At 71.2% G+C, this 22,231-nt stretch carries 20 protein-coding genes and 2 tRNA genes; 5 read left to right on the forward strand and 17 right to left on the reverse strand.

Annotation, left to right across the window (positions count from 1 at the left end):
- Positions 1-49 precede the first annotated feature (49 nt).
- The 4 genes from ACFYZA_RS29420 to ACFYZA_RS29435 form a co-directional block, all read right to left on the reverse strand.
- Positions 50-123 (reverse strand) — tRNA-Met (locus ACFYZA_RS29420).
- A gap of 76 nt (positions 124-199) precedes the next feature.
- A complete protein-coding gene (locus ACFYZA_RS29425; RefSeq protein WP_388493638.1) occupies positions 200-2,032 on the reverse strand; it encodes a sel1 repeat family protein in 1,833 nt (610 codons plus the stop codon).
- 239 nt (positions 2,033-2,271) lie between these two features.
- Positions 2,272-2,345: transfer RNA gene (locus ACFYZA_RS29430), tRNA-Met, on the reverse strand.
- 76 nt (positions 2,346-2,421) lie between these two features.
- Positions 2,422-5,304 (reverse strand): UPF0182 family protein, encoded by a 2,883-nt coding sequence (locus tag ACFYZA_RS29435; protein WP_388493790.1) that lies wholly within the window; start codon positions 5,302-5,304, stop codon positions 2,422-2,424.
- Positions 5,305-5,439: 135 nt separating this feature from the next.
- Between ACFYZA_RS29435 and ACFYZA_RS29440 the strand changes: the two genes are divergently transcribed.
- On the forward strand, positions 5,440-5,985 hold the full coding sequence (locus tag ACFYZA_RS29440; protein ID WP_388493641.1) for a PPA1309 family protein: 546 nt from the start codon (positions 5,440-5,442) through the stop codon (positions 5,983-5,985).
- Between the two features lie 27 nt (positions 5,986-6,012).
- Here ACFYZA_RS29440 and ACFYZA_RS29445 read toward each other — a convergent pair whose 3' ends face one another.
- From ACFYZA_RS29445 to ACFYZA_RS29460, 4 genes are all read right to left on the reverse strand, one after another.
- Positions 6,013-7,101: a PDZ domain-containing protein gene (locus ACFYZA_RS29445; protein WP_388493643.1), complete on the reverse strand. Its 1,089-nt coding sequence runs from the start codon at positions 7,099-7,101 to the stop codon at positions 6,013-6,015.
- A 111-nt stretch (positions 7,102-7,212) separates the two neighbouring features.
- Complete coding sequence (locus tag ACFYZA_RS29450; protein WP_382598297.1) at positions 7,213-7,383, reverse strand: hypothetical protein; 171 nt, start codon at positions 7,381-7,383, stop codon at positions 7,213-7,215.
- Positions 7,384-7,526: 143 nt separating this feature from the next.
- The gene (locus ACFYZA_RS29455) at positions 7,527-7,991 is read right to left on the reverse strand and encodes a molybdenum cofactor biosynthesis protein MoaE (RefSeq protein WP_161249423.1); all 465 of its coding nucleotides are present in this window, start codon (positions 7,989-7,991) and stop codon (positions 7,527-7,529) included.
- A 78-nt stretch (positions 7,992-8,069) separates the two neighbouring features.
- Positions 8,070-9,176, reverse strand: coding sequence for an SDR family oxidoreductase (locus tag ACFYZA_RS29460; protein WP_388493645.1), 1,107 nt, complete (start codon positions 9,174-9,176; stop codon positions 8,070-8,072).
- Positions 9,177-9,365: 189 nt separating this feature from the next.
- Between ACFYZA_RS29460 and ACFYZA_RS29465 the strand changes: the two genes are divergently transcribed.
- Positions 9,366-10,865, forward strand: coding sequence for a zinc-dependent metalloprotease (locus tag ACFYZA_RS29465; RefSeq protein ID WP_382598301.1), 1,500 nt, complete (start codon positions 9,366-9,368; stop codon positions 10,863-10,865).
- Positions 10,862-11,383: an NUDIX hydrolase gene (locus ACFYZA_RS29470; protein ID WP_388493647.1), complete on the forward strand. Its 522-nt coding sequence runs from the start codon at positions 10,862-10,864 to the stop codon at positions 11,381-11,383. The genes ACFYZA_RS29465 and ACFYZA_RS29470 overlap by 4 nt, the downstream gene beginning before the upstream one ends.
- Before the next feature lie 124 nt (positions 11,384-11,507).
- Here ACFYZA_RS29470 and ACFYZA_RS29475 read toward each other — a convergent pair whose 3' ends face one another.
- The 4 genes from ACFYZA_RS29475 to ACFYZA_RS29490 all read right to left on the reverse strand — a co-directional run bounded on the left by ACFYZA_RS29475 (position 11,508) and on the right by ACFYZA_RS29490 (position 15,330).
- A complete protein-coding gene (locus tag ACFYZA_RS29475) occupies positions 11,508-12,263 on the reverse strand; it encodes an AIM24 family protein (RefSeq protein ID WP_382598305.1) in 756 nt (251 codons plus the stop codon).
- A gap of 14 nt (positions 12,264-12,277) precedes the next feature.
- Positions 12,278-12,958: an AIM24 family protein gene (locus tag ACFYZA_RS29480; protein ID WP_388493649.1), complete on the reverse strand. Its 681-nt coding sequence runs from the start codon at positions 12,956-12,958 to the stop codon at positions 12,278-12,280.
- 13 nt (positions 12,959-12,971) lie between these two features.
- Positions 12,972-14,627, reverse strand: coding sequence for a TerD family protein (locus ACFYZA_RS29485; protein WP_388493650.1), 1,656 nt, complete (start codon positions 14,625-14,627; stop codon positions 12,972-12,974).
- 106 nt (positions 14,628-14,733) lie between these two features.
- A complete protein-coding gene (locus tag ACFYZA_RS29490) occupies positions 14,734-15,330 on the reverse strand; it encodes a M48 family metallopeptidase (RefSeq protein ID WP_382598311.1) in 597 nt (198 codons plus the stop codon).
- A gap of 226 nt (positions 15,331-15,556) precedes the next feature.
- Between ACFYZA_RS29490 and ACFYZA_RS29495 the strand changes: the two genes are divergently transcribed.
- Both ACFYZA_RS29495 and ACFYZA_RS29500 read left to right on the forward strand, forming a co-directional pair.
- Entirely contained in the window at positions 15,557-16,690 is a 1,134-nt protein-coding gene (locus ACFYZA_RS29495) for a TOMM precursor leader peptide-binding protein (RefSeq protein WP_388493652.1), read from the forward strand.
- Positions 16,691-16,730: 40 nt separating this feature from the next.
- Positions 16,731-18,131, forward strand: coding sequence for an ABC1 kinase family protein (locus ACFYZA_RS29500; RefSeq protein ID WP_388493654.1), 1,401 nt, complete (start codon positions 16,731-16,733; stop codon positions 18,129-18,131).
- 81 nt (positions 18,132-18,212) lie between these two features.
- Here ACFYZA_RS29500 and ACFYZA_RS29505 read toward each other — a convergent pair whose 3' ends face one another.
- The 5 genes from ACFYZA_RS29505 to ACFYZA_RS29525 form a co-directional block, all read right to left on the reverse strand.
- On the reverse strand, positions 18,213-18,404 hold the full coding sequence (locus ACFYZA_RS29505) for a hypothetical protein (RefSeq protein ID WP_388493657.1): 192 nt from the start codon (positions 18,402-18,404) through the stop codon (positions 18,213-18,215).
- 119 nt (positions 18,405-18,523) lie between these two features.
- The gene (locus tag ACFYZA_RS29510) at positions 18,524-18,847 is read right to left on the reverse strand and encodes a hypothetical protein (protein ID WP_382598317.1); all 324 of its coding nucleotides are present in this window, start codon (positions 18,845-18,847) and stop codon (positions 18,524-18,526) included.
- A complete protein-coding gene (locus ACFYZA_RS29515; RefSeq protein ID WP_053729898.1) occupies positions 18,844-19,212 on the reverse strand; it encodes a WhiB family transcriptional regulator in 369 nt (122 codons plus the stop codon). The genes ACFYZA_RS29510 and ACFYZA_RS29515 overlap by 4 nt, the downstream gene beginning before the upstream one ends.
- 164 nt (positions 19,213-19,376) lie before the next feature.
- Positions 19,377-19,730, reverse strand: coding sequence for a hypothetical protein (locus tag ACFYZA_RS29520; RefSeq protein ID WP_382598319.1), 354 nt, complete (start codon positions 19,728-19,730; stop codon positions 19,377-19,379).
- A 179-nt stretch (positions 19,731-19,909) separates the two neighbouring features.
- The gene (locus ACFYZA_RS29525; RefSeq protein ID WP_382598321.1) at positions 19,910-22,093 is read right to left on the reverse strand and encodes an ATP-dependent DNA helicase UvrD2; all 2,184 of its coding nucleotides are present in this window, start codon (positions 22,091-22,093) and stop codon (positions 19,910-19,912) included.
- Positions 22,094-22,231: the final 138 nt, after the last annotated feature.

Raw genomic sequence — 22,231 nt, forward strand, 5'->3', positions numbered from 1 at the left:
GACGACTGAGGCCCGAATCCCCCAAAGGATTCGGGCCTCAGTCTGCAAGTAGCGGGGACAGGATTTGAACCTGCGACCTCTGGGTTATGAGCCCAGCGAGCTACCGAGCTGCTCCACCCCGCGTCGGTGAACACAACCTTACGGGACGCCATGGACCAGCGCAAATCTGTTCCCCAGCCGACGAAAAACCCCGCCAGGACTAGGCCGTGAGCTCCTGGTGGAGCGCCTCGCGCAGCCGGGCCGCCCGCTCGGCGACCTCGGCGGGGCCCAGCTCGACCGCCCGCGCGCACCACCGCTGCCCCTCGGACAGCTCACCGTGCCGGGCGGCGAGCAGGGCGAGGCGCAGCGCGGCCCGGCCGTGCCCGGCGTGCGCGGCCCGGGTCCACCACAGGGCGGCTTCGCGCTCGCGGCCCTCGCGGGCCAGCAGGAGGCCGAGGTTGAAGGCGCCGTTGCGGCTGCCCGCCTCGGCGGCCTCCCCGTACCAGCGCGCGGCCGCCTCCAGGTCGTTGCGGGCGGCCGCGAGCATGCCGACCCGTACCTGAGCCCGGCGGTGCCCCTGCTGCGCGGCCCGCTCGTACCACTCCTCGCACTCGGTCTTCTCGCCCAGCGGCTCGCCGAGCACCGGCGGCCCCGGCGGGGGCTGGCGGGCGTCGAGGAGGCTGGCCAGCCGGAAGGCGGCCTCGGCGCTGCCACCGCCCGCCGCACATCGCAGATGGCGCTCGGCGGCCTGCTCCTCGCCGTCCCGCAGCAGCGCGATGCCGACCTGGAGGGCCGCGTCGGTGTGCCCGGCGGCGGCCGCCCGCTCGTACCACTTCAGGGCCGTACGGTCGTCGTCGCGGCCGGCGAAGAGGATGCCGAGGTTGAAGGCGGCGTCCACGCTGCCGGCCTCGGCGGCCTTGGAGAACCAGGGCTCGGCGCCGGTCGGGTCGCCGGCCTGGAGCAGCAGGATGGCGAGCGCGTTGGCCGCCTCGCGGTGCCCGGAGTAGGCGGCCCTGCGGTACCACTGCTCGGCCTGGGCCGTGCGGTTCTGGGCGGCGCAGAGCAGTCCCAGGTTGTACGCGCCGTTCACGTCCCCGGCGCTCATCGCGGCCCGGTACCAGCGCTCGGCCGTCTGCTGCTCACCGCGTGCCGCGTGCAGCGCGCCCAGTGCGTTGGCCGCGTTGCCGTCGCCGTCCTGGGCAGCGCGCAGCCACCACACGGCGGCACTCTCCTCGTCGCCCGCGTCGCGCAGCAGGAAGCCGAGCGCACAGGCGGCCTTGGCCTCGCCGTCCTTGGCGGAGGTCAGATACCAGCGGCCCGCTTCCTTCAGCTCGCCGCGCTTCTCCAGGATCGCGCCGAGGTGCAGGGCGGCCCTGCGGTGGCCACGGGCGGCGGCCTGCCGGTACCAGGGCTCGGCCTCGTCGGACGCGCCCTCCTCTTCCGGCCCCTGTTCGACAGCGATGTCACCGGGGCCCTCGCCGGACGCCTCGCCGTCGGCTCGCCCGTCGAGCAGCCGGGCGAGCCGGTAGGCCGCCTCGCGGTGGCCCTGCTCGGCGGCGGCGCGCAGCCAGCGCTCGGCGCCGACGTCGCTGCGGTGCTCCAGGAGGTCGGCGAGCGCGTAGGCGCCGAGGGCGTGCCCCTGCTCGGCGGACTGGCGCAGCCAGTACTCGGCCGCGGGCTCGTCGCCCCGTTCGCGGTAGTGGCGGCCGAGCGCGTGGGCGGCGGCGGCGGAGCCGGCGACGGCGGCGATGCGCCACCAGCCGGCCGCCTCGTCCGTGTAGCCGCGCTGGTGGAGCAGGACGCCGAGGTTGTTGGCGGCGGCCCGGTCGCCCTCGGCGGTGGCGCCACGCAGATAGGGCTCGGCGCTGTCGAGGTCGCCACGGCGCAGCAGCAGGGAGCCGAGGACGCTCATCGACTCGGCGTCGCCGCCGTCGGCGGCACGCCGGTGCCGCGCCTCGGTCTCGGCGTCAGCGGTGTCAGCATCCTCATCGGAGCGTGTCTGCACAAACCGCCCTGTCTCCAACAGAGTTGCCCTGTCCCCCATAAATACCATCGTCCCACCACCCGCAACCCGCGTACACCTGGTATACCGCAGCCCGTGAGGTCACTTCAGCGTTTTGTCGACATGCCCACAGAGAGACACATCAAACCCCTGGGGCCCAACTCCCGTTGTCAAGACCGGTTTTCACACGGAAGGGTTCCAGCCACCGGTAATCGGACAGCCTCGGCGGCCTTGGCGCGAACACGACGAGGGCCCGGATCCTTGAAAGGATCCGGGCCCTCGTCCGTGAGTAGCGGGGACAGGATTTGAACCTGCGACCTCTGGGTTATGAGCCCAGCGAGCTACCGAGCTGCTCCACCCCGCGTCGGTAAACCCAACGCTACCACGGTGGAGCCGGCCTTCTGACCAGGGCCGATTGAGGCCGGCCCCGGTCAGGTCGGTCAGCTCTTCGGCTTGGCCGCCTTGGCCTCCGCGTCGGCCGCCCGCTGCAGGGCGTCCTGGAGTGCCTTCTGGGCGTCGCCGTAGGTCTTCCAGTCGCCCTTGGCGAGCGCCTTCTGGCCGTCGTCGTACGCCTTCTGGGCGTCCTTGATGGCCTGGTCCACCGTGACGTCGCCGGTCGGCGGCGTGGTCGGGGGCGTGGTGGTCGGAGGCGTCGTCGTGGGCGGCGGGGTGGCCCCGTCGGCGCCGAAGACCGCGCTCAGCGCGTCCGCCAGGTTGTCCTTGAAGACGGTCTTGTCGCCGTAGGAGACGCCGACCTTCTTCAGGAGCGGGTAGTTGGCGCTGCCACCCCGCGCGTACACCGGCTCGATGTACAGGAAGCCCCCGCCGAGCGGCACGGTCAGCAGGTTCCCGTAGTCGATCTCGGAGTCGGTGCCTCTCAGGTTCCGTACGAACTCGGCGACTTCGGGCAGGCCGTTCAGCTTGCTCTGCACCTGTTGCGGGCCCTGCACGTTGTCGGTGACCCGGAGCAGTCTGATCTTGCCGTAGTCCTTGCTCGCGGCATCGGCGTCGATCGCCATGAACCCGCCCAGGTTGGGCCGGCCGTTGGGCGTGAACGTCGTCGTCAGCGAGAACTTCTTCCCCTCGGACTCGGCACCCGGCATCTTCATGGACAGGTAGTACGGCGGAACCGCGTTGTTGTCCTTGTTGGTCGGGTCGTCCGGAACCTGCCAGGCGTCACTGCCGCTGTAGAACTGCGCGGGGTTGGTGACGTGATAGCGGGTCAGCAGCTCGCGCTGGACCTTGAACATGTCCTGCGGGTAGCGCAGGTGCGAGAGCAGGTCGGCGGGGATGGCGGACTTGGCCTTCACCGTGCCGGGGAACGCCTTCATCCAGGTCTTGAGGACCGGGTCCTTGTCGTCCCACTGGTACAGCGTGACCGTGCCGTCGTACGCGTCGACGGTCGCCTTCACCGAGTTGCGGATGTAGTTGACCTGGTTCTGCTGGGCGACCACCGCCCGCTGGTTGTCGGTCAGCGAGTCCGTCGTGGTCTCACCGAGCGTGGTGCGCGAGGCGTAGGGATAGCCGTTCGTCGTCGTGTACGCGTCGACGACCCACTGGATGCGCTTGCCGACGACCGCCGGGTAGGCGTCGCCGTCGATGGTCAGCCAGGGGGCGACCGCCTCGACGCGCTCCTTCGGGGTGCGGTTGTAGAGGATCTTCGAGCCCTTGCCGATGGCTCCCGAGTACAGGATCTGCGGCTCGTTGAAGGTGACGGCGTAGGCGGCCCGGTTGAAGGGGTTGGACAGGCTGACGCCGCCCTTGCCCTCGAAGCTCGTGGTGACCTGGCCCTTGCCCTCGCTCTCGTAGTCGAGCTCCTTCTGGGGCCCGCCGACGATCGAGTACTGGTCGGTCTTCTCGCCGTAGTAGATGCGCTGCTGGTAGCCGGAGGCGAGCTGACCGCTGGTGGGCAGCCCGGACTCGGTGAAGTCGGGCGCGCCGTTGACGTCCACGCTGGTGCCCTTGGCCGCGATCGCGCCGAAGCCGTGGGTGTAGGTGAAGTGGTCGTTGATCCAGTTGCGCTTGTCGATGCCCTTGAGGTTGAGCTCGCGCAGACCGATGACCGTGTCCTGCTCCTTGCCGTCCTTGTCCGTGTAGCGGTCCACGTCCAGGGTCGAGGGGAACTGGTAGTACTTGCGCTCCTGCTGGAGCTGCTGGAACGCGGGCGAGACGACGTTCGGGTCGATCAGCCGGTAGCTGGCCGCCGAGTCGGCGTCCGAGCGCAGCTTCGAGTTGTCCTTGGCCTCGGTGGTGCCCTTGTAGTCCTGCACGTCCGCGTTGTCGATGCCGTACGCCTTGCGGGTGGCATCGATGTTCTTCTGGATGTACGGGGCTTCCTTGGCCTGCTCGTTGGGCTGGACCTGGAACTTCTGCACGATCGCCGGGTAGAGCCCGCCGATCAGGATCGCCGAGAGCACCATCAGGCCGAAGCCGATGACGGGCAGCTGCCAGGTGCGGCGCCACAGCGTCGCGAAGAACAGCACGGCGCAGATGACCGCGATGCAGAAGAGGATGGTCTTCGCCGGGAGGTAGGCGTTGGCGTCGACGTACCGAAGGCCCGTCCAGTTGTTGGTCGCCTTGAAGTCACTGGACTTGACCGCGAGTCCGTACCGGTCCAGCCAGTACGCCACGGCCTTCAGGATCACGAAGACGCCGAGCAGCACCGAGAGGTGGCCGGTGGCCGCTCCCGTGGCGCGCGCGCCGGGGCTGGTGATGCGCAGGCCGCCGTACAGGTAGTGCGTGAGCGCGGCGGCGATGAGCGACAGGACGGCGGCGGCGAAGCCGAAGCCGAGCATGAAGCGGTACCAGGGCAGGTCGAAGGCGTAGAACGACACGTCCAGCTTGAACTGGGGGTCCTTCTGGCCGAACGGCACCCCGTTGACCCACATCAGCCAGGTGCGCCACTGACCGGAGGCGGAGGCGCCGGCGATGAGCCCGATGAGCGCGGTGATCCCGAGCAGCATCCACTTCTTGTACGGCGCGATGCCCATCCGGTAGCGGTCGAGGCTCTGCTGTTCGAGGGACATCGCGCTGAGCGGTGGCCGGAGCCGGTGCGCCAGCCAGATGTTCAGGCCGACGGCGACCGCCATCAGCAGTCCGAAGACGCAGAACAGTCCGATCTTCGTCCACAGCTGGGTGGTGAACACCGACGAGTAGTGGACCGAGCGGTACCAGAGCCAGTCGGTCCAGAACCCCGCGAACATGACGAAGGCCATGGCAAGCACGGCCAGAATGCCCAGTGTCATCAGCAGGGTCCGGACCCGGCGGGACGGCCGGCCGACTCTGATCCGTGGCCCGGACGGGCCTGAGCCGCGGTCCGGCATCTGGAAAGCCAAGGTGCGCACCTCGAAGTTCGCTGTCGTATGGGCGGGCCCCGCGATCGTAGAGCCCACTCATGCAACTTACTGAGGCTTTACTCAGTTCCCGATCGGGGGGTGAAAGAGGGCAGGATGTTGTCCATGTCCAACGTTTCCCCCTCCGGCCCTCCGATGGCCGCGAGCCCGCTCACCCGCGCGGTGCTCGAAATCGACGAGTACGCATCCGGTCTGGGCTGGGACAAGCCGGCCCGGCTTTTCGCGCTCGTCGACACCGCGAAGCTCCGTGCCCAGGCGCCGAATCTGGTCTCCACCGCCGACGACGCCCAGGTCTCCGGCCTGACCCCCATCGAGCAGGAGGAGATCCCCCGGAACAAGCCGCTGGACAAGTTCCTCGGCACCATCGCATGGCCCGACTCGGTGGCCGGCTGCGCGCTCACGGTGGAGCGCATGATGCTGCCGCCGTCCGCCGAGACCTCCGTACCCGAGGGGCTCAGCGACAAGGAGCTCGCCAAGTGGGTGGCCGCCCACCCCGACCGCCAGGAGGTGCGGATGACGGTGGCCGTGCTGCGCGGCGGCGCCCGCGAGTCCGCCATCCGGCTGCGCGAGAAGGACTCCGCCACCGAGGTCCTGACCGGCCCCGACCTGGTGCCGGGCCTCGCCGAGGCCCTGGCCGCGACCTTCGCCTAGCGGCCCTGCGGGGAGGCGCGGTCGGCGCTACTTCGCCGAGCAGCTCGGCAGTCCGGCCGTGTCCCCCGTGCGGATCTTGTCGAGCGCCTGCCGGGCGTCGTGGATGGTGTCGACCTTGACCAGGGTCAGGCCCGAGGGAATGTCCGAGGCGGCGGCCGCGCAGTTGTCCTTGGGCGTCAGGAAGTAGCGGGCGCCCGCCTGGCGGGCGCCGATCAGCTTCATCTCGATGCCGCCGATCGGGCCGACCTTGCCGGCGTCGTCGATGGTGCCGGTGCCCGCGACGAACTTTCCGCCGGTCAGGTCCTCGGGCGTCAGCTTGTCGACGATGCCGAGCGAGAACATGAGGCCCGCGCTCGGCCCGCCGACGTCGGCGAGCTTGATGTCGACGCTGAACGGGAACGCGTGGTCGGTCCCGGCCTGGATGCCGACGATGGCCCGGTTGCTGTCCGGCGCCTTCTCCGTGGTGATGGTGAGCTTCTCGCCGCCCTCGGGCGCCTTGCCGCTCTTCTTGGCGGCCGCGGTGTCCTTGGCCGGGACGATCGTGAAGACCACGTTCTGGCCGGGCTTGTGCTTGGTGACGAGCGCCGCGACGTCGGCCGGCTTGGTGACCTCGGTGCCGTCGACGGCCTTGATGGTGTCCCCGGCGTGCAGCTTGCCCTCGGCGGGGCTGCCCTTGACGACGGAGGAGACGATGACCCAGCTCTTCATCGGGATGTGCAGCTCGTTCAGGGCCGCCACCTTGGCGCTCTCCTGGGACTGGCTGAACTCCTCGGCGTTCTCCTGGTTGGACTGCTCGTCGGTCTTGCCGTCCGGGTAGAGCGTGTCGTGCGGGACGACGACGCTGTCGTGTCCCAGCCAGCCGTAGACGGCCTCGACGAGGTTCATGCGGTAGTCCGCCCCGGTGACCCGGACCGTCGTCATGTTGAGGTGCCCGGTCGTCGGGTACGTCTTGCGACCGGAGATCTGCAGCACCGGCTCGCCGCCGGAGTCGCCGAGGGTGTTCACGGTGGGCCCGGGAGACATCTCCGCGTACGGCACTTTGATGAGCACCCCGGCGCAGAGCAGCGCGATCAGCACGAGGGTGGAGGCGAGCATCGTCGCGGTGCGGCGTGGCATGGAACGACAGTACGGGACCGATCTGTGGGCCCACCCCTGGGGCCGGTCCGTACGGGGGCCGTTGGCGAACGCGTACGGGCAAAGACCGGTGCGCGCCGACGGTCGGGGGGATCAGAGGGCGTCGGATCCGGAGTGGGATTTCTCCATCGCTTCACGGAACCGGCTGTATCCGGCGAGTTCAGCTACATCGCCGGACGTGCGATTGCGGGCGGCCCAGCTCGCCCATATCGCCGCGCCGACGGCAGCGAAAAGCGGAATCAGCAGCCAAGTGAGTACAGCCATTCCGACCTCCCGTCCCCAAATGAGCGACCGCAACTGACAGATCAGCAGATTAGCCATCCGCTGGTTCAACGCTTACGTCAGGGGTGCGGTTACGCAAATCGGGGCGCATGGCGCCCGACGGGGTTTCAGATACGGCAACCGCGTCAGCAGGCGCCGACCCACTCCTCCGTGCCGTCCGAGAATCGCTGGTGCTTCCAGATCGGAACCTCGTGCTTGAGGTCGTCGATCAGCTTGCGGCAGGCCTCGAAGGCCTCCGCGCGGTGCGGGCAGGACACCGCGACGACGACCGCGATATCTCCGACCTCCAGATCGCCCACACGGTGGACGGCGGCAAGGGCGCGGACCGGATAGTCGGCGACGACCTTCTCGGCCACCCGCCGCATCTCCGCCTCGGCGCTCGGATGGCAGGAGTACCCCAGCGTGTCGACGTCGGTGCCGCCGTCGTGGTTGCGCACGGTGCCGACGAAGAGCGTCGTGCCACCCGCCGCGAAGTCGCCCGAGGCCGCGAAGACCTCGTCGACCGAGAGCGGGGTGTCACGGATCGCGAGGAGGCGGATCGGGTCGTGCGCCGCCTGCTCGCCGGGGTGGTCGGGGTACGTGCGTGCCATGGTTCCATCGTGCCGTACGGGAGTGACATCCCGGAATAGCTCTTTCGACCGGGCGCCGCGACCCTCCGTAGGAGGGTCCTACAGCCCCCGGCGCTTGCGGGCCCTGCGCACCACGGCGGCGGCGCCGAGCAGGGCGACGGTGGCGCCGGCGGCCCCGGCCGCGGTGGCGTCCTTGCGGCCGAGCCTGCGGCCCGCGACGGTGTGCCGGCCCGCGACCTCTTCGAGGAGCTCGGCGAGCACCTCCTCGTTGGTCCACTGCGGCCGCCAGCCCGCGTCGTGCAGCCGCCCGACGCTGACGACCCACGGGTGCATCGTGTACGCGAGGTCGCCGGCCGGCGAGGGCGTGAGACCGATCCGGTGCAGCCGGGCCGCGGCTCCCAGGGCGACCGCCGAGGGCAGCTCCATGCGGCGGATGCCGCTGAGCTCCTCGACCTCCTCCTGCTCCAGCCAGCCGTCGCAGCCCACCGCGAACTCCCCCTCGACCTTCTCCAGAGCCGCGTACTCCAGGGCGCTGCACAGGTCGTCGACGTGGCAGAACTGCCAGGTCGGACGGGATCCGGCGACGACCAGGAGGCGCGGCGACTCGAAGTAGCGGGTGAGCGCGGTGTCGGTGCCGCCGACCAGGACGGCGGGCCGCACCACGGTGACGTTGAGGCCGGGGTGGGCGCGCGGGGCCCGCCGTCCCAGGCGCTCGATCTCCAGGAGGTCGCCGACGCCGGTGGCCTCGGCGGTGGCCCGCAGCTCGGCGTCCTCGGAGAGCGGGATGTCGTTGTCGGGCAGCGCCCCGTAGACCATCGCCGAGGTGCAGAGCACCACCCGGTGCACGCCGGCGGCGGCCGCGGCGGTCAGCACGGTCTGGGTGCCGCGCACGTTGTAGGCGGTGCGGGCCGCGGCGTCGGTCTCCAGGTCGAGGTCGAGCGCCAGGTGCACGACGACGTCCGCGCCGCGCAGCTTCTCGGCGATCGCCGGGTCCCTTACGTCCAAAATGTGCCAGGTCGCCTCGGGCACCTCGCCCCGGCGCTCGTCCAGGGCTACGACCTGCTTGACCTCGTCGGATGCGGCGAGCCGCGCGGTCAGCAGGGCGCCGATCCCGGATGCGGCACCGGTCACGGCGACGACGGGACCGCGCGATGTTGAGGTTGAGAGGTTTCGCGCTGCGCGAACCTGCGGATCTGGGGAACTCACCGGGCGTCTCCAGCGGTTGTCTTCAGTACGTACGTTAATGACGCGTACGTACCAGGTGGCGTCCATCCTGCCGCAGCCCGCGAGGCGGCGGAGCACCGAGCCCTTATCCCGCTCGGATGTCTACGCTGGTGGTGTTGTGGGGAAGCCGCCGTCGGCAGCAGCCGGCGGCCTGACGAGCCGAGGAAACCCGTGAGTGACACCCCATTCGGATTCGGCCTTCCGCCGGAGGAGCCTGAGAACGGCGACGGCAAGAAGAAGGACCCTGCCGGAGGCGGTCAGGGTGCCGGCGGCCAGGGCGGCAACCCCTTCGGCTTCCCGGGAGCGGGCGGCGGCGGGGACAACCCGTTCGCCGCGATGTTCGGTTCGATGAACCCGAACGATCTGGGTGCCGCCTTCCAGCAGCTCGGCCAGATGCTCAGCTACGAGGGCGGTCCCGTGAACTGGGACATGGCCAAGCAGATCGCCCGCCAGACGGTCGCCCAGGGCACCGCGGACGGCACCAAGGACGAGAGCGTCGGCCCCGCCGAGCGCGCCGCCGTCCAGGAGGCCGTGCGCCTGGCCGACCTGTGGCTCGACGACGCGACCTCGCTGCCCTCGGGCTCCACCACCGCGGTGGCCTGGAGCCGCGCGGAGTGGGTCGAGGCCACCCAGCCAGCCTGGAAGGAACTGGTCGACCCGGTCGCCGAGCGCGTCGGCGCGGCGATGGGCGGTGTGCTGCCCGAGGAGATGCAGGCCATGGCGGGCCCGCTGATCGGCATGATGCGCTCCATGGGCGGCGCCATGTTCGGCCAGCAGATCGGGCAGGCCGTGGGCACGCTCGCGGGCGAGGTGGTCGGCTCCACCGACATCGGGCTGCCCCTCGGCCCGGCCGGCAAGGCCGCGCTGCTGCCGCTGAACATCGAGGCCTTCGGCAAGGACCTGGGTGTCCCGAAGGACGAGATCCGCCTCTACCTGGCCCTGCGCGAGGCCGCCCACCAGCGGCTCTTCGCCCATGTGCCGTGGCTGCGCTCGCACCTGTTCGGCGCCGTCGAGGGATACGCGCGCGGCATCAAGGTCGACACCGCGAAGCTGGAGGACGCGGTCGGCCAGCTCGACGTGTCCAACCCGGAGCAGCTGCAGGAGGCGCTCCAGCAGGGCATGTTCCAGCCCGAGGACACCCCGGAGCAGAAGGCCGCCCTGGCCCGCCTGGAGACGGCCCTCGCGCTGGTCGAGGGCTGGGTCGACGCGGTGGTCCACACGGCTGCCAAGCCCCGGCTCACCTCGGCGGACGCCCTGCGCGAGATGCTGCGCCGGCGCCGCGCGACCGGCGGCCCGGCCGAGCAGACCTTCGCCACGCTGATCGGCCTGGAGCTGCGGCCGCGCCGGCTGCGGGACGCCTCGCGCCTGTGGGCTTCACTCACCGACGCACGCGGTGTGGACGGCCGGGACGACCTGTGGGAGCACCCGGACATGCTGCCGACCGCCACCGACCTGGACGACCCGGACGGCTTCGTGCACCGCGAGCACCTCGACTTCTCCGAGCTCGACAAGATGCTGGGCGAGGCCGCCGAGCAGAACGGCCCTTCCCTGAAGAAGGACACGAGCGCGAAGCAGGACGAGGGCTCCGCCAAGGGCGAGGGCTCGACGGAGGCCGAGGACGAGAAGAAGTCCGACGGCGGGACCGACGGCAAGGACGACTCGGACAAGTGAGCCTGCACGACGACGCCGTCCTCGTACTGAAGGCGTACGAGGACCAGCCCGAGCTCCGCCAGGCCTACCTGGACCACCTCTCGGCGCACCCGGACGGCATGTGGAAGGCCTGCGGCTCGGGCCATGTGACGGCGAGCGCGCTCGTCATCGACCCGGCGCGGGAGCGGGTGCTGCTCACACTGCACAAGAAGCTCAACATGTGGCTCCAGATGGGCGGCCACTGCGAGCCGGGCGACGCCACGGTGGCGGCCGCCGCGCTGCGCGAGGCCGAGGAGGAGTCCGGCGTCACCGGTCTCACGCTGCTCGCGGGCGGGCCCGTCCGCCTCGACCGGCACCCCATCCCGGCGCCCTGCCACTGGCACCTGGACGTCCAGTACGCGGCGCTCGCTCCGGCCGGCGCGGTCGAGGCGATCAGCGACGAGTCCCTGGACCTGCGCTGGTTCGGCTACGACGAGGTGGCCCAGGTCGCGGACACCTCGGTGGTCCGCCTCCTGGAGGCGACCCGGGCACGGCTGTAGCCGGAGCCGTACGCGCGAACCAGTAGCAGGGGTTCGTGCTCCAACTGGCCATCGGGTAAGGGGTGTTCGCCATGGCGAGCGCCCCTTACCCGTGCCCTTTACCGGCCCCCGCAGGGGCAGCCGGCTAGCTCCAGGCGTTGCCCTGGTTCTGGGCGTGGATGCCCTGCTGGCCCATGCCGTACTGGGCGCGCATCCCCTGGCCGATCATCGCGTTCTGCGGCGGCAGTACCTCGCTGGGCTGGACGAGGGCGAAGCCCTGGCCGAGGAAGCTCAGCTCCCAGCCCTCACCCGTGTTGCCGCGGCGCCGCCACACGCCGGTGGAGTGCGTCTGCGCCTGCATCTGGACGCGCAGCGAGGTCGACCAGGCCACGATCGCGTCCGCGTCGGCGTTGACGTACTTGTCCGGCGTGACCTGGAGCATCAGCGGCTGGCCCGAGGTCATCAGGACGACCTTGCCGGTGCCGGTGATGTTGAGCTGGTACTTGCCGGTGCCCGAGACCCCGTACTGGCTGTCCACGGCGATGACCTCGTGGTGCAGCGAGGAGTCCATGGCGAGGACGTAGCCGCTGTCCACGGTCAGCCCGTCCCGGTCGACGTCCACCACGTGGACGTGCTGCGCCAGGTTGGCGAGGTAGACCGTGCCCTGGCCGGAGACGCGCATCAGGTCCAGGCCCTCGCCGGTGCGGGCCCGGGCGTTGCGCTGGCCGCTCGACTGGTACTCGCCGTCGAACTCCATCAGGCCCTGGTAGGCGACCATCGACCCCTTGCGGGCCAGGAGGTCGTCATGGCCGGTGAGCACGGCCCGCAGCAACTGCGGGTTCTGCGCCGTGTACCGCTCCTGGGACTGCTGCTCGGTGTAGCTGAAAAGCGGGCTCTGCATGGTGTCTCTCCCCCTCAGCCCCGGACCCGCAGGCGGTCCGTGCTGTCCTCACTCGGCTGTACGACGACGATGCCCTGGCCGGAGAAGGCCATCTGGTACGCCTCTCCGCTGCCCCGGCCGATCAGCGAGGACGCCTTGAAGCTGCGCTTGCCCTTCACCTTCAGGTTCGGGGACCAGGCGACCAGTGCGTCCGGGTCGACGTACGTCTCGTCCTCGCCGCTGCCGCAGTCGACCACGACCGGCGTGCCGCGCGAGGTCAGGGCGACCCAGCCGGTGCCGGAGATCTTCACGTTGAACAGGCCCTGGCCGGCGAACTTGGCGAGTCCCTTGACGCGCTCGACACCCCATTGCAGGCTCGCGTCGAAGGCGAGCACATTGGTGCCGTTGACGGAGAGCGCGTCGTTGTTGAGGTTGACGATCACGACGTTGGCCCCGTAGTCGGCGAGGTAGAGCAGTCCGTCGCCGGTGCACTTCATGAGGGGCGCACCCTCGCCGGTGATCCAGTCCCGGGCCATCTGGCGCACGGCGGGCGGGTTGGGCTCGTACTGGATGAAGCCCTCGTAGGCGACCATCGAGCCGACCCGGGCGAACAGGTCCTGGCCGGTGACCATGGCCACCTTGAGCATGGCGCTGCCGTGGTTCTCCATCCGGGCCGCGACGGGGGTGGGGGCATAGCCCGCGAGCTGCTGGTTCATTCTTCGGGCTCCCTCAGACCTCGTACGGCTGGACGACGATGAAGTTGCCGGGGGCGCCCCGGAACTGGAGGTTGACGGACTCGCCGCTGTGTCCCGGATAGGCGTTGCGCCGCAGCCGGACCTGGCTGGAGACGATCACCTGGGAGGCGGCGGACCAGGCGACGATCGCGTCGCTGTCGGCGAACGTGGTCGGGGTGACCGGCAGCACCACCGGGGTGCCGTGCGTCATCACGACGACGGTGCCGACGCCCTGGAAGAGCATGGTGAACAGGGCGCCACCGGGGATGCCGTGCCCCTCGATGCGGCGGACCTCGTACTGGAGCGACTCGTCGAAGGCCAGGACGTGCTCGGCGGAGACGCAGATGCCGTCGCCCTGGAGCTCGATGGGGTGCAGATAGGCGCTGTTCTCGGCGAGGAAGACCTGGCCGCGGCCGGTGCAGCGCATCAACTGCATTTCCTGGCCGGTCGCGTTGCCGACGATCCGGCCCGCGAAGCCGGCTCCCTTGTAGCCGAAGTCGACCTTGCCCTGGTACATGACCATGCTGCCCTGGCGGGCCAGCACCGGCTGGCCGCCGGACCCGAGGTCGACCCGGACGAGCTGCTTGTTCTGCGAGGTCCAGCGCTGGCCGGTGGGCAGCTCCTTGTACATCTGGATGGCCGCGTGCAGACCGCCTCCCTGGGGCGCGGTCTGCGGCTGACCGTAGGGCGCCGGCTGACCGTAGGGAGCGGGGGCGCCCGGCGGCGGCACCTGGCCCGGGATGTGCCCCGGGGCCTGCCCGAACTGGGGCTGCTGCGGCGGCTGTCCATAGGCAGGCTGCGGCGGCTGCCCGTACGGCGTCGGCGCGGGCGGCGGCGGCACGGTGCCGGGCACCAGGTGCATCGGCGCGGCGATGGTCGGCGCCGCGTGGATCTGCGGGCTCGGCGCGGGGCCGGGAGCCGGCGGCGGCGTGGATCCCTGCGGCGGCGGAGCGTAGTGCTGCGGGGCGGCCGGGGCGGGCGGGGGCGCGTTGAAGGAGGGCGCGGGCTGCGGGGCCTGCGCCGGTGCGCCGAACTGCGGGGCGGGCGCGGCGGTTTGGGGCGGCGGGGCGAAGCCGGGGGCGGCGCCCTGCGGCTCGGGCTGCTGGGGGGCCGCGGGCTCCTCCTCCAGAACCTCGCCGCCGAAGTTCTTCAGAAGCGCTTCGAGGCCTCCGTCGAAACCCTGGCCGACGGCGGCGAAGCGCCACACGTCCTTCAGGTAGAAGTCGCCGAGCATGACGGCCCGCTCGGTGCTGAACTCCGCGCCCGTGAAGGAGTACCGGACCACTTCCTCGCCACCCGCGACGACCCGGATGTAACCGGGGCCGGCCTGCGACATCTGGCCCGCGCCGTCGAGGGACGCGGTGAAGGAGAGCTTGTGGATGTTCGCCGGAACGCGGTCCAGGGTGACGCGGAACGACTCGGTGTCACCGGCCTGCGCGCCCAGGAGCTGGATCGACTCCTCCGGGGACTTCGGCTGGTTGAAGAAGACGAAGTAACGGTCGTCTGACAGCTGCTCGTTGGCGTCGAGCCCGAAGCAGCTGATGTCGAAGGTCAGCCCGGGACCGCCGATCTGCACACCTACGTACAGATCCGTCCCTGCGGTGAGATCACTGACCTTGGCCTTGTGGCCGCGCTGGAATTCCCTGGCCATGCGTACCGACCGTCCCCCATCCCGAGGTGAATGCGTCGCGCAAGGCTAACGGCTGCCTCGGACAATCGGCCAAGCCGCTACACATTCGGTACAGAACCGTCGAGCCTCACTCCTCGCGGGCGGCCGGCAGGTGCGGAAGGCGGTCGGCGGCGACCACGCCCTCCAGATAGCCACGGGCCCGCTCGGTTCGCGGATAGGCCTCCAGGAGCCGCCAGAACCGGGGGCCGTGGCCCGGCACCAGGAGGTGGGCCAGCTCGTGCAGCAACACGTAGTCGACGACGTATTCCGGCATGCCCTGCAGCCGGTGCGAGAGGCGGATGCTGCCCTCGGCCGGGGTGCACGAGCCCCAGCGGGTGTTCTGGTTGGTCACCCAGCGCACGGAGGCGGGGCGGGCCCGGCCCTCGAAGTACTGCTCGGACAGCCGCTCGGCGCGCTCGGTCAGCTCCGCGTCGCCCAGCATGCGCTTGCTCTCCTGCGCGGCCAGCTTGTCGAGCATCACCGTGACCCAGCGCTGCTCCTCGGCCTCCGACATCCGGGCCGGGATCAGCACGATGGTGCGGTCGCCCTCCCGGTAGGCGGAGACCGTCCTGCTGCGCCGGGCGCTGCGGCGGACCTCGACCGCGCTCGTCGCCGGACCGCGTGGCGGCAGGCTGGACGGGCTGCGCGGCGGGCTTCCGGCACTCTGCAGTGGGTCGGCGGGCACGCCCCGACGTTACCCGCTGTCAGTGGGGGAAGTCCCGCCTCCGGGGCGGTTGAGCCATGATCCGTCCGCTGAGGTGCAGCATTCGAATGACTAATACCCCCCGCCTGTGGACAACTTTTCCCGCCCCTCGACGCAGCCGTGCATTCTGACCTCATGCCGCACGGGGGCCCGCGATCGGGCAGGTTCCGGGGACGTACGGACGACCACGACGACGGGGGTTCTCGCGATGCATCCGATGCTGAAGCCGGCACTGCGCCGGGCCTGGCGGGACCGGGCGACCGTGCAATTCGGGATCACACCCGCGCAGGCGGTGGTCGTGTCGCCGGTGGACCCGGCGACGGGCCACTTCCTGGAGCTGCTAGACGGCACACAGGGCCTGCCGATCCTGTACGAGCGGGCCCGCGTCCTGAACCTGGGGCCAGACCAGGTGGACGAGCTGGTGGCCCGGCTGACGGCGGCGGGCGTGGTCGACGATCCGGCGGCGGGCGGCCCGGCGGCCGCTGCTCCGCGCGACCGGGCGGACATGCTGGAGCGACTAAGGCCGGATCTGGCCTCCCTCTCCCTCGTCCACCCGGATCCGGGCGACGCGGCGGGCAGACTCGCGGCCCGCGGGGCCATGCGGGTCCAGGTGCGGGGCGCCGGGCGGGTCGGCGCGACCGTCGCCGCGTTGCTCTCGGGGGCCGGGGTGGGCCGGGTCGACGTCCTGGACGGCGGCCTCGCCCAGCCGGGGGACGTGGCACCGGGCGGCCTTCCCGAGGGGGCGGTGGGCGAGCGACGGGCGACGGCGGCGGGGCAGCTGGTGCGGCGCACGGCACCGGGCGGTCCGCCCCGCCGGGGTCGGGAGGCGGAGCGGACCCCGCTCTCCCTGATCGTGGCCGCCCCGCGCGAGCCACTCGATGTGTACGCGCCGAGCGCGGCGGACGCCGAGGAGTGGATCGGGAGCGGAATTCCCCATCTCTATGCGGGAGTTGTGGAGACGACGGGAGTGGTGGGCCCGCTGGTCCTGCCGGGCGGCACGGGCTGCGCCGGGTGCCTCTCGCTCGGCCGCGCGGAGCGCGACCCGGCCTGGCCGCGGCTGCTCGCGCAGTGGCGCTCGGGGCGGCAGCGCACCACCGCACCGGCCTGCGACCTGGCCCTCGCGACGGCGGTGGCGGGCCTCGCGGCGGCTCACGCGCTGGCGTTCCTCGACGGCGATCTTCCGGCGAGCACCGGCTCCCGCTGGGAGGCCTCGCTGCCCCAGCTCGACTGGCGGTCCGTGCCGATCGCTCCCCACCGTGACTGCTTCTGCGGCGCGGTCGGGAACACTCGGGGGGAGCAGGCCTCCGGGGCCGCCCGGCCACACGACACAATGGTCCGGTAACGCCTGCGAGGGCGCTGCTGTCTGGGATTTGGAGGGGCGCATGTCTGATCTTCCCCGGAAGGCGGTCACCCGGACCGCCAAGCTGGCCGCTCTGCCACTTGGCTTCGCCGGCCGGGCGACCTGGGGCCTGGGCAAGCGGATCGGCGGAAAGTCCGCGGAGCTGGTCGCCCGTGAGCTCCAGCAGCGCACCGCCGAGCAGCTCTTCAAGGTCCTCGGCGAGCTCAAGGGCGGCGCCATGAAGTTCGGGCAGGCGCTGTCCGTCTTCGAGTCGGCCCTGCCGGAAGAGGTCGCCGGGCCCTACCGGGCCGCCCTGACCAAGCTCCAGGAGGCGGCGCCCCCGATGCCGACCCGCACGGTCCACGGCGTACTGGAGGAGAGGATGGGTCCCGATTGGCGGGAGCTGTTCCTGGAGTTCGACGAGAAGCCGGCGGCCGCCGCCTCGATCGGGCAGGTGCACCGGGCGGTGTGGCACGACGGGCGCGCGGTGGCCGTCAAGGTGCAGTACCCGGGGGCCGGTGAGGCGCTGCTTTCGGACCTCACCCAGCTGAGCCGGTTCGCCCGGCTGCTCGGCCCGCTGATCCCGGGGATGGACATCAAGCCGCTCATCTCCGAGCTGCGCGACCGGGTCTCGGAGGAGCTGGACTACGAGCTGGAGGCGCGGTCCCAGCGGGAGCACGCCGAGGAGTTCGCGGGCGATGCCGATGTGCTGGTGCCCGATGTGGTGCACCAGTGCGACCAGGTCCTGGTGACCGAGTGGATCGAGGGGATACCGCTCTCGGACGTGATCAGGGACGGCACACCGGAGCAGCGCGACCGGGCCGGGCAGCTGCTGACCCGGTTCCTGTTCTCGGGCCCGGCCAGGACCGGGCTGCTGCACGCCGATCCGCATCCGGGCAACTTCCGGCTGCTGCCGCCCGAGAAGGACGGCGGCCCCTGGCGGCTCGGTGTCATGGACTTCGGCACGGTGGACCGGCTGCCCGGCGGGCTGCCCGCGACCATCGGCGAATCCCTGCGGATGACGCTGGAGGGCGAGGCCGAGGCGGTGTACGAGCTGCTGCGCGAGGAGGGCTTCGTCAAGGAGTCCATCGAGCTCGACCCGGACGCGGTGCTCGACTATCTGCTGCCGATCATCGAGCCGGCCCAGGCCGACGAGTTCACGTTCAGCCGGGGCTGGATGCGCGGCCAGGCGGCCCGGATCGCCGATCCCCGCTCCCCCGCCCACCAGTTGGGCAAGCAGCTCAACCTGCCGCCGTCGTATCTGCTGATACACCGCGTGACGCTGTCCACCATCGGGGTGCTGTGCCAGCTGGACGCGACGGTACGGATGCGGGCCGAGTTGGAGGAGTGGCTGCCGGGGTTCCTGGCGAAGGCGCCGGGCGCCTCCGAGCCGGCCTCGGTCGAGGTGGCCGCGGTCGAGGTGGCGGCGGCCGAGGAGGCGTGAGGGCGGCCGCCGCCGGGAGGGCCGGGGCGGGCACTGCCGAGGTGCGCCCGCCGACCGCAACCAGGCGGCGGGAGGCGGACGCTACCACCAGGCGGCGTCGAGCCTGCCCTCGATGGCTCTGATGTTGGCGCGGGCGCAGTCGTCGCAGTAGTAGTGACCGGTGCCGCTCTCGACCGAGTAGGTCCAGGTTGCCGGCGGGCCCTCGGCCGGAGCAGGGGTCCCGCAGTGGGAGCACACGAGGGTTTCGGCCACCGGCCGATTCTGGTCGTCCACCTCGCGACGATACCGCCGTACCGGGCCCGCCGGAGCCACAACGCACCGCGGGGGCAGGTCCGTTCGGACCTGCCCCCGCTCTACTACGCGTTACCTGGTCGTGCCGAGTACGCCGACCGTCAGTGCATGACGGCCATGGCGAGGGCACGGCGGGCGCGCATCGACGCGCGCTCGGCGCGCCGCTGCATCCGCCGGGCGGCGACCATGCGAATCGCCTGGCGCTCCACCTCGGCTTCCTGCAGTCGCTGATGCATATGCGCACGAGCCAGGGCTTCTGGCATGAGTTGCATTTCAAGAGTCCTGTTCTGGCGCGACTCGTTCGCGCCGGTGGTGGTGAAGTCTGGGGTCGCGGAGCCGGTGGGCTCGCTTGCGGACGTCGTCATCGGGGCCTGCTTCTGGGGGTCGTTCGTTCGGGGGTGGTCGATGGTTCCCGGGCGGTTCATGCGGCGACCGGGTTCTTGCGCGGGCGACCACGCGGCCGCTTGCGGGCAACGACCACACCCTGGACGAAGAGCTCGCCGCCCCAGACGCCCCACGGCTCGCGCCGCTCCTTGGCACCCGCGAGGCAGGCGGCCATCAGGGGGCAGGTCTGGCAGAGCGACTTGGCGTACTCGACATCGGCCGGCGACTCGGCGAAGAAGACCTCCGGGTCGAAGGAACGGCAGGGGACGGGTACGCCGAGGTTCTCGATGGCGTCGTCGAGCGCGGTGAGCGCGGTGAGGGGAGTCAAGGCGGGGTCCTCCGTGAGACCGGGCGGGGGGAGAGTCGGGGCGGGCGGTACGGACGGGGCGTGCGCTTCGAGTTGCACGGTGTTTTCTTCCTCGTCTTATCGGCTGTGTCGGTCCGGCCGGTCGGCCGGGTTTCGGCTGGTACCGAGGCCCCCTTCACTCCATCCGTCCCGTTCGGGACAAACAGAAGGGCCGCGGATCCCTGATGGGGTTCCGCGGCCCTGAAGGCGCCTGCCTGATCTGATCAGGCTGGATCACTCCAGGGTTCGAGCCCACGGAAGGCCCACATCATGTGGTGCTGGTACTTCTTCGTCTGCTTCTCGGCTCCGGCACCGGCCGCCGCAAAGGCGTGGGCCTGAGCCCGTCCCTTCGCTACTGCTGCTTCCGGTGCCAGAATCGGTCGCTCATTGCGCTCATCACGCACGGGGAGGCTCGCCAGGGAGGCCGGGACGACGGCGGACGTGCCGACGAGACCGGAGACGCCGGTGAACAGACCGGTGCCCTGAAGAGAAGAGCCGAGCGTGCAGGCGGCGGCGACCGAGCGGTCCGTCACTTTGGTGCTGATGAAGCTGGTGGTGTTCTCGATGTAGCTGGCCACTGGTCTCGCCTCCTCTCGGCGTCTCGGGGACTTCGGCCTCGCGGCCTGATCCCATGCGTATTCGGATGAGTACAGCTAAGTACAGCACGGAGACCCGGCTTCGGAGAAGCTCTTGTTTCCGTGGTTAAGAACCTATGGGGGATCCCCTGGCGGGCGCAAACTATTTTTTCGACGAGTTTTCACGAACCTCCCTCGTCGCCCCCTCCAGGCTCCTCACCTGCGCAGATGGCAAGGACATCGGTGCCGAACCGGTCCAGCTTGCGGGCGCCGACGCCGGAGATCACCGCGAGCTCCGGACCGCTGGCCGGGACGGCCTCCGCGATCGCCATGAGCGTCTTGTCGGTGAAGACGACATAGGGGGGCATGCCCAGCTCCCGCGCCTGATGGGCCCGCCAGTCGCGGAGCCGCTCGTACAGCGCCTCGTCCATGTCCGACGGGCAGTCCTCGCAGCGCATCAGCTTCATCTCGCCGGCCTCGGTGAGCGTCTTGCCGCACACCCGGCAGAGCACCGGCCCCCGGCGGACGCGCTTGCGGGCGGCGGGCCCGCGCTCGATGCCGCCCGTCGCGGCCGCGGCCGCCCGGGCACGGGAGCCGGAGCCGGGGCGCAGACCGTTCAGGAAGTGGCTGGGGCGACGGTTGGCCCGGCCGCCGGGAGAGCGCGAGAGCGACCACGAGAGGCCGAGGTGGACCCGGGCCCGGGTCACGCCGACGTACAGCAGCCGGCGCTCCTCCTCGATCTGCTCGTCCGTCTTGGCGTAGGTGATCGGCAGCATGCCCTCGGTGAGGCCGACCAGGAACACCGCGTCCCACTCCAGGCCCTTGGCCGCGTGCAGCGAGGCGAGGGTGACGCCCTGCACCGTCGGGGCGTGCTGGGCGTCCGCCCGGGCCTGGAGCTCGGCCACCAGGTCGGACAGTGTGGCTCCGGGCTTCGCCTTCGCGTAGTCCTCGGCGAGGCGGACGATCGCGGCCAGCGACTCCCACCGGTCGCGCACCGCGCCCGAGCCCTTCGGCGGCGCCGCCGTCCAGCCCTTGGTGCCGAGCACGGCCCGCACCTGGGAGGGCAGGTCCTCGGCGTCGTCGAGCAGCGAGTCGTTGCGGCCGGCCAGTCGGGCACCGCTGAGGGCGGTCTTCGCCTCGCGGACCTCGGGGCGCTCGAAGAACCGCTCGGCGCCGCGCATCTGGTACGGCACGTCCACGTCCGCGAGGGCCTGCTCGTAGATCTCGGACTGGGCGTTGATCCGGTACAGCACGGCGATCTCGCCGGCCGGGACCCCGGAGCGGATCAGGTCGCGGATGCGCCGGGCCACGCCCTCGGCCTCGGCGGGCTCGTCGCCGTACTCCGTGTAGACGGGCTCGGGGCCCGTGGGGCGCTGGGAGATCAGCTCCAGGCGGTGCTCGGCGGCGCGCCCGCTGGCCTGGTTGAGCAGGCCGTTGGCCAGGTGCACGACCTGCGGGGTGGAGCGGTAGTCCCGGACGAGCTTGACGACCGTCGCCTTCGGGTGGCGGGTGCGGAAGTCCAGCAGGTGGTCGGGGGTGGCTCCGGTGAAGGAGTAGATGGTCTGGCTGGCGTCGCCCACCACGCACAGGGTGTCGCGGTCGCCGAGCCACAGGTCGAGCAGGCGCTGCTGGAGGGGGCTGACGTCCTGGTACTCGTCCACCACGAAGTGCTGGTACTGGCTGCGGACCCGCTGCGCGATGTCCTCCCGGTACTGGAGGACGCCGACCATGAGGAGCAGCACGTCCTCGAAGTCGATCACCACGCGGTCCTGCTTGAGCTGCTCGTACGTCCGGTAGATCTGGGCGATCTCGGCCGGGTCGCGCGGCGGCTCGCGGTGTGACTTGGCGACCGCCGCCGGATAGTCCGCGGGCACGGTCTGGGTGACCTTCGCCCACTCGATCTCGCCGGTCACGTCGCGCAGCTCGTTGCGGTCGAGACGGAGGCCGCCACGGGCCGCCGCCTCCGCGACCAGCTGGACCTTGCGGTCGAGCAGCCGGGGCGGGTGCTGGCCGCCGACCGCCATGGGCCAGAAGTGCTGGAGCTGGCTGAGGGCCGCGGCGTGGAAGGTGCGGGCGTGGACGCTGCCGACGCCGAGCTCGCGCAGCCGGCCGCGCATCTCGGCGGCCGCCCGGTTGGTGAAGGTGACGGCCATCACCCCGGCGGGCGGCAGGATTCCGGAACGCACCCCGTACGCGATCCGGTGGGTGATCGCGCGGGTCTTGCCGGTGCCCGCGCCGGCCAGCACGCACACCGGACCGTGCAGGGCCGTCGCGACCTCGCGCTGCTCGGGGTCGAGCCCTTCGAGCACCGCGTCGGCCGTGTCGGGGACCGGCGGGAAGAGAGTGGAGTGCGTTGCTGATGTCACCCCGCCATGCTGCCAGGTCGCCCGGGGCCGCTGTGCCGCGTTGTCCACAGGTGGCGGCCGCGGTCCTACCAATGCCCTCCGGCGCAGGGCCGGCCGCCCGCCCGATTCGGGCGGGGCGCCTGGCCGGCCGCCGTGGGC

Source organism: Streptomyces sp. NPDC001828 (assembly GCF_042892175.1).
Classification (GTDB): Bacteria; Actinomycetota; Actinomycetes; order Streptomycetales; family Streptomycetaceae; genus Streptomyces.

What these genes read in the sequence shown, in the direction of transcription:
- ACFYZA_RS29480 (WP_388493649.1), bottom strand. Translation starts at nt 12,958, where the DNA reads ATGAACCAGCAGCTCGCGGGCTATGCCCCCACCCCCGTCGCGGCCCGG.
- ACFYZA_RS29425 (WP_388493638.1), bottom strand. Translation starts at nt 2,032, where the DNA reads ATGGTATTTATGGGGGACAGGGCAACTCTGTTGGAGACAGGGCGGTTT.
- ACFYZA_RS29440 (WP_388493641.1), top strand. Translation starts at nt 5,440, where the DNA reads ATGTCCAACGTTTCCCCCTCCGGCCCTCCGATGGCCGCGAGCCCGCTC.
- ACFYZA_RS29475 (WP_382598305.1), bottom strand. Translation starts at nt 12,263, where the DNA reads ATGCAGAGCCCGCTTTTCAGCTACACCGAGCAGCAGTCCCAGGAGCGG.
- ACFYZA_RS29455 (WP_161249423.1), bottom strand. Translation starts at nt 7,991, where the DNA reads ATGGCACGCACGTACCCCGACCACCCCGGCGAGCAGGCGGCGCACGAC.
- ACFYZA_RS29445 (WP_388493643.1), bottom strand. Translation starts at nt 7,101, where the DNA reads ATGCCACGCCGCACCGCGACGATGCTCGCCTCCACCCTCGTGCTGATC.
- ACFYZA_RS29485 (WP_388493650.1), bottom strand. Translation starts at nt 14,627, where the DNA reads ATGGCCAGGGAATTCCAGCGCGGCCACAAGGCCAAGGTCAGTGATCTC.
- ACFYZA_RS29495 (WP_388493652.1), top strand. Translation starts at nt 15,557, where the DNA reads ATGCATCCGATGCTGAAGCCGGCACTGCGCCGGGCCTGGCGGGACCGG.
- ACFYZA_RS29435 (WP_388493790.1), bottom strand. Translation starts at nt 5,304, where the DNA reads ATGCCGGACCGCGGCTCAGGCCCGTCCGGGCCACGGATCAGAGTCGGC.
- ACFYZA_RS29510 (WP_382598317.1), bottom strand. Translation starts at nt 18,847, where the DNA reads ATGAACCGCCCGGGAACCATCGACCACCCCCGAACGAACGACCCCCAG.
- ACFYZA_RS29500 (WP_388493654.1), top strand. Translation starts at nt 16,731, where the DNA reads ATGTCTGATCTTCCCCGGAAGGCGGTCACCCGGACCGCCAAGCTGGCC.
- ACFYZA_RS29450 (WP_382598297.1), bottom strand. Translation starts at nt 7,383, where the DNA reads ATGGCTGTACTCACTTGGCTGCTGATTCCGCTTTTCGCTGCCGTCGGC.